Origin of the sequence: Mesorhizobium sp. CO1-1-11 (genome assembly GCF_020164995.1) — a bacterium.
Lineage (GTDB): Bacteria > Pseudomonadota > Alphaproteobacteria > Rhizobiales > Rhizobiaceae > Mesorhizobium > Mesorhizobium australicum.
Genome location: NZ_JAIUHE010000051.1, coordinates 1 through 6331 on the forward strand (window position 1 = coordinate 1; position 6331 = coordinate 6331).

The following is a 6331-nucleotide window of genomic DNA, read 5'->3' on the forward strand; positions in this document are numbered from 1 at the left end:
GCCATTTGACGGTGCGCTCGGTCAGACCAAGGATTTGGGATGTTTCCGACGAGGTCTTGCCCGCCGCCGCCCACAAACGTCCGTCCCCAAAGCAGATTTGGTCAGATTGGGCAATTCTTTACCGACAGCACAAGCTCGCAGCTATAGTAACACTTACTCATTCACGAAAGACCAAGTAGCCGGTCGGCCTCAGGTGTCGCATTCGAAAATGAAGTGCCTTCAATTGGCGACACCCATGAGCGGCTGCGTGGGGACGATAATCTTGTGGTTCTCGCGCTCGCTCTCGTCGGTGGCAAGTACCCGAAACTGCCAAAGCTTCAGGACAGTCTCTACTGCGGCGCGCTCTCCCATGTACGGAACGAGGCGCGCTGCGATTTGATAGGCTCGCCCCGGCTCCAGGAGGTGCTCAGCTACCTGTCGTACAGGCACACCACCAAGAAAGGCGATTGAGCGATCCCCTACCCGACAAAAGATGACAAGAGCCTCCTCAATCCTATCTTTGATTAGTATACCAGCAATGGTGAACTGGGCATTGGTTGACCAAAAGAGCCGCGTGTCAGGATCCAAGTCCTTAGTCGTTGTCGCCGCTCTAGGTGGATTTCCTATTGATGGAAACCCGTGCGCTCGCGTTGTCCAGAAGGTCGACGGGTCGACTTCAGCGCGTTCTGCGTAAAATTCGGCAGATATGGCTGAAAAGTGTTGGGCCCACCGGGCAACCTGGTTTCGATAGAACTGCTCCGCAATTTCCCGGCAAGTTGGTGTCGATAGGACCGTGTTTGTGACGGCCGCAGCCTGCAGTCCCATCATGATAGCCAAATGTGTGCCTTGACCAGCGAGTGGATCTATACACATGGCTGCATCGCCCAAACGGACATAGCCCTCACCGATCGGTTCCTGGGCCATGTTTGCGGCCGCATCGCATCCGATGACGGGGGAAACCATACATCCTTCCAAACACCGCCGTAGCAGTAATGATCTCGACAGCAGCGCACGGTAGGGTCGTTCTAAGTCCCCTTGGGTGAGAGTTCTGCCCTTTGGGTCGATAAAAACAGCTATATTAGCTTGGTCATTCGAAAGAGGGGCAGCCCAGAACCAACCGTCCGAAAAGGCTTCGACGCGGGTTTCCGAGCTGTGCAGATTATGGTCGGTCCAATAGGCGAACAAAGCAAGAGTCGACGGCATCAATCGGGTCCGACGAGCATGTTTCAAGAACCCGCGTCGCCCTGCGCCGTCCAAAAGGTAGCGACAAGTAATCTCGATATTTCCCTCTTGAGTGCTCGCGCTAACAGTCCAGCATTTGTCATACCGCGCCGATACCGCGAGGGCCGGCATCAAGACTCTAGCTCCCTTCTGGAATGCAAAATTGAGGAGAATGTGGTCGAACACAGCGCGGTCTGCTTGAAGGCCACCTTCCCCATGATGGGAAGCACGCGATATGAACCTAACGTCACCGTGCCAGCGGACGGTCGCCCCAACCGGGCGCGGGAATCCAGCACTCTCAACCTGCTCGCGGACGCCCAGAACGTCGAGCAAGGGCAAGATGGATGGCGCCAGCGACTCGCCAATTTTGCGGCGCGGAAACTGCGCTCGCTCAATGACCACGACCTCAAGGCCAATCTGTCTTAAGCGAATCGCCGCCGAACTTCCGGCCGGGCCTCCGCCTACGATACAAGCATCACACCACAGGCGCCGCATTAAATAACCCGCCACGGGGGCCGAAATATTCCGGATGCGTTGCAATGAGCCGAACATAGGTCTCTAACGCATAGTGCAGCCAGCCACGGATATAGTCGCACCCTACTCGGCCGCGGTGGATGACTTCGTGATGACAACCACCTCCGCACATGTATCTGGCCCAGCACTGATTGCAGGGCGTCTGGTGGTGAACGTGCCTATCGGCCAACCATTTGGATTGCTTGGCGACATCAACCCCGGTGTCAATATGACCCATCTGACCAGTCTCGCTTTCAACAAACCGGTGACATGCCGATATTCCCCCTTCCGCCGAGACCCCGAAATAGGCCCCGCCAGCTCCGCAGCTGTAGGGCCGGTGGGTGCCCCGATGAATTTCGGAAAGGGCGGAAACAATGTTGCTGAACGGATAGTGCTGGCCATTGGTGATACGATGTTCAAATTCCGTGCCGCACGCAATCATCTGGTCGAGCAAGGTAGCAAAATCCGATACAGCCATCTGATCTCGACCCGTCGGAGAACTTACCATTGGCGAGAATCCAACGCTGTGAAAGCCCATCGATACGAGATGATCCAGCGTGCTTCGAAGGTTTAAGTTGCGCGGGGTAACCGTCACCCGAGCCGAAACTTGCATACCACGTTGCATTTCCAAAAGCGGCTGTAACCGCGCCACAATGTGGTCGAATGATCCACGACCTGACTTGAACGGCCGAAGTAAATCGTGGTCCGAGCCTACGCCATCAAGACTAACCGTGACCGCGAACTTATGCCGCTCAAAGAACGCACCGTCGTCTGGGGTTATCAACGTGCCATTCGTCGTTATCGAAAAGCCAATTTTTATGCCACGCCGTATTGCTTGCTCGGCCGCATACTCAGTCGCAGCAATTAGGACCGACCGGTTTACCAGCGGCTCTCCGCCAAGAAACGCCAAGTTCACGCGTTCACCGGGGCAGACCCCGTCCATTAACCGGTCAACGGACCGCACTGCCACCTCGTAAGCCATTTTCTTGGCGACGCTGCCGAAGTCGCCCCCGCTTGCGTAGCAATAGGTGCAGCCGAGATTGCATTTCTGTGCGACTGCAAGCGAAAAAGCGCGGGGTGGCGGGACGCCCACCAAACAATCGTCTACCAGCGGTTCAAGATAAAAACCAAGGCTCACGAAGATGTCGCGCAAATCTTCGCGCCTACCTTGCGTGGATGCGCACTCCAGCTGGGAGGCAAGAGCCTCATCTATTAAGTGGACACGCGTTCCGTCCACTAGAACCAACCCGATTCCCAGTTTCGTGCGAAAAAGATAGAAGTCTTGATCCGAGAAAAAATCATCTCTGTAGTTTCCGTTTGACCCGAGCGCGTTATACCGAGATAGATGATCCGGTGTGTTGGATAAAATTATCCCTTCGTTGCCAATTCCTTCTGACATGCCGCATCCCCCAGTTCACAATTCCAATCTAACTAAATCATCATGCAATCAATGGATCTATATCGTTTCGTCGTTCCGTCTCGGCATGCTTGCTCGGATCGCCAGGCGCCTTCTTTATAATCCCCAGCTCATCTACATGTTCAATGAAATCGGGATTGGTTTCCAGCAAACCGCTAGGCGGAGAATTTCCGCTCTCGGCTGCTATCCTCCGGCGCCAATTACCTTCAACGCCGTTGCCGTCATCCTTAAAGGCTACATCGGGTCGGTGATTGGGCCACCAGGAACATGTACAAGCGCGGAAATCATATTGCCACGGGCTGCATAGGCTGTCTGTTAACGATCCTGGTGCAACACCACCTCCAGCCCGGCTCGGCATAAAGCGTATCTCGTCGAGATCATTTGTGACAGATTCTGGATAGAATTGTGCTGGCGTGAAAGATCCATCAAGCTCTATGCCAGGACTAAAAACAGCTGTACCCCGCTCTAACGTTTGACGGTCCAAGGCTCTAGCTTGAATATTGATTGGGTTTGTCAATGGGGCGTTGGGTGTATGCAACTTGTCTTGCAGTAGTGAAAGCAGGTTGTGATTCACACCTTGATCATTCCAGGATGGAGCAAAATCTTGTGGACATATGGAAATCCACGCTGGTAGTATTGCTATTCCGATTGCGTTACCAGTGGCAACTTCTTGGAGCCTCGCGCTAACCGAGCCATCAGACGTATTGTCAGATATGTCCCGGTCGTACATCCCCATTTGCTGAGTTGGTGTCGTCAAGGTACGCCTTATGACTGCGGCAACTGGGGGGACAAAAAGACCGTCCACTTTGATCTCGCCCATTGCGATAGAACTTCCTTCTGCAAAAGTGCTGAGATTGCCTACGAGCTGCAGATCGCCGGCTCCCGTGTCGCCGCGCGCATGGAAGCGGTCGGAGGGATTCTGCGTGAGACTCTCAATCTTTCCGTTGGCCAGCTCAACGGACCAGATCGCCCGAAGTCCCATCTCGTGCAGCCTCTCCTCTGTTAGCTCATAGAGCCCGTCGTTGTTGTCTCCATATGCGAACAAACGGAACTGGACTGCTTGGCGCATTATTTTGACGCCCGACTTATAGACCCCGCGGACCGGGCTCATAGGGTCGAAGACGTAGTAGTCCGGGCTTGTTGAGAGACGCGCGAACCCAATGGCGGGATGCACCTTTATCTGGTTTATGTTTGGGTCGAGTGCCATGGTTTCCTCCGCTAAACCTTCAGATATAAGTAGACACAAACTTAGCTGTTCGTCATTAGTTGTTGTCTTCGACAATCTTACGGGCCGAAGGCACGACGATTGCACTCCGGCGCAGACTCCATTGCACCGCGCGCTCCACAAGCAAGGATCTGATCGATCGATTGACCATATAGGCGCTCAAATATTTGTTCCGGCATCTCCTGTGCTTGGGCTGGAGGCATCCAATGGCTGTTGGGGTAATGTGTATAACCTTCGGTGATCGAGTTGGGCGCCGCCCTGCCAACGGCGAACCGAGTAAAGTTATCGCTTGAAGCGTTAATCCCGAATACATGGCATTCCGCGCATTTGTTACCTTGTGGAACGATCATCTGAGGAATCCCCCAAGTTTGAAATGGTTGGCCGACATAGCGGTAGTTGGTCGGCTCGTTGTTCCGCACGTCAGGGAACGGAAAAACTATAGTCTCGGTTGGCGTACTGGGAACCCTCACCTGGTCAATATAGGGCGAGTGGATGAACGGCCCCGCGTCGTGGCAACTATTGCAATTGATATTTGCCGTTTGCTGTGGGGGTAGCCAGAATTGCTCTGCTGTGGGGCTTCCCGCGGGCGTTTGGGAAGCAGCTTCGGTTGGTGGCGGGACGCGAGTTGCGTCGAGGTAATCCGCAAGATGCTGAAAGAAGCACGTATCGCCCGTTGACTTTCGGTGCTGGACAATCGCAACGTCTTTAAATTTTGGATCGTTCGGATCCGTTACATCGTTATATCGTCGACAAATGAATATGACTTGCACATCGTCGTCTTCAACGCCATTCGGCCCCACGCTCGGTAGTCGGCCAACTCTAGAGAGAGGCTTGCAAAATGCAGGAGCCAAGAAGCTTGGTTTGTCGCAAACCGAGGGAGCGGACTCTCCCGGATTGACCAACCGGCCGTTTGTCGTGATGGGGATCAGTTCACCATTTAGACAATTGAACGGTTCGATTACACCTATCTTTTCGGTGCATTCGCGACCCATCGCACCGATGTCGTAATCCGCGGCACCTGCTAGTTCCACGGGGGCAGTCGCCTGTAACAGACCAAGCAACAAAAAAAAGATAATTTCTCGTTTTATACGAGTTGTATGTCTGATCATAGAAATTCCTCTTAATAGACGCCGATTGAAACGGAAGATAAGAATCGCGAACGAACTTATGTCCAAAAGGCGTTTACCAGCATTTCACTGAATCGATTGCACAACTATGTTTGCAATCGAGTCAGATCCTGAGAATACCTCTACGTCTGTATAATTGGGTCCGTCCGGGCGAATTACGGAATCGTACCTTGCTTGCACCCAAGTCATCCTCTGGGGCCACATTCCCGGTCGTTGCACAAGGTGTAAGTCGAGCAATAGAATATTGCCGTTTATTCCCTGAGGCTCCCTGACCGCAAGGAAGGACTCCACACCCGGATTTCCAACGAATACTTCGCCTATGACGTGAAAATCGTCTGGTTCTGGCGGCATTTTGTTGATCCATGCATACCAACTACGTGTTTCCATTGCTTTTCTCCATTAGATAGTGATGGTGATAGACTGAGAGAACGACTGGAAATTACTTAGCAAAGTTGAGTGGTCAACCTTTGTATTGTAAGTTTGCCTGCGAGGCACGGCCATGAATGGCACTTGGGTTCCGCGACGAATGAGTAGCGAGTGCCCTATGCCAAGGATTTTTCGGACGCTTGCTAGCGCCCGCTCACTCACGTCAATGTAGGCAACGATGTACCACTCCCCGTTTTCTTCTCTGGCCATGCCCAAAGGCTCGGCTCGCCACTTGAGTGCCCCGTGGTGGGGCATGAAGTAAGTTTCCTGGACACCGCCCACCGCGCTAAGGCCTTCGTCGAGTGCGTACTCCATCACCGCGCAGCACAGTTGCGTCAGCGTGCCCCGCAAACCGGCCGAGCGTTTGTCGGGGACAACGAAAGTGCGTGTCCATTCCGCCCAATCCGGGCGCCTCGGAACCCC

The 6331-nt window shown here is 53.7% G+C and carries 4 protein-coding genes and 1 pseudogene; all 5 read right to left on the reverse strand.

All coding sequences use genetic code 11. The features are described from left to right. Window positions 1-219: 219 nt before the first annotated feature. Window positions 220-1752 carry an NAD(P)/FAD-dependent oxidoreductase gene (locus LB554_RS29300; RefSeq protein WP_318013224.1) on the reverse strand — a complete coding sequence of 511 codons (1533 nt, stop codon included), beginning with the start codon at window positions 1750-1752 and terminating at the stop codon, window positions 220-222. Further along, complete coding sequence (locus LB554_RS29305) at window positions 1676-3112, reverse strand: radical SAM/SPASM domain-containing protein (protein ID WP_224588296.1); 1437 nt, start codon at window positions 3110-3112, stop codon at window positions 1676-1678. The genes LB554_RS29300 and LB554_RS29305 overlap by 77 nt, the downstream gene beginning before the upstream one ends. A gap of 40 nt (window positions 3113-3152) precedes the next feature. Beyond that, window positions 3153-4337, reverse strand: a complete 1185-nt coding sequence (locus LB554_RS29310; RefSeq protein ID WP_224588297.1) for a LodA/GoxA family CTQ-dependent oxidase — start codon at window positions 4335-4337, stop codon at window positions 3153-3155. Window positions 4338-4414: 77 nt separating this feature from the next. After that, a complete protein-coding gene (locus LB554_RS29315; RefSeq protein ID WP_224588298.1) occupies window positions 4415-5464 on the reverse strand; it encodes a hypothetical protein in 1050 nt (349 codons plus the stop codon). A 417-nt stretch (window positions 5465-5881) separates the two neighbouring features. Then, window positions 5882-6331, reverse strand: a pseudogene (locus tag LB554_RS29320) (hypothetical protein); the annotation flags it as partial.

Coding starts and splice junctions, on each gene's coding strand:
- LB554_RS29310 (WP_224588297.1), bottom strand. CDS start 4,337: ATGGCACTCGACCCAAACATAAACCAGATAAAGGTGCATCCCGCCATT.
- LB554_RS29315 (WP_224588298.1), bottom strand. CDS start 5,464: ATGATCAGACATACAACTCGTATAAAACGAGAAATTATCTTTTTTTTG.
- LB554_RS29300 (WP_318013224.1), bottom strand. CDS start 1,752: ATGTTCGGCTCATTGCAACGCATCCGGAATATTTCGGCCCCCGTGGCG.
- LB554_RS29305 (WP_224588296.1), bottom strand. CDS start 3,112: ATGTCAGAAGGAATTGGCAACGAAGGGATAATTTTATCCAACACACCG.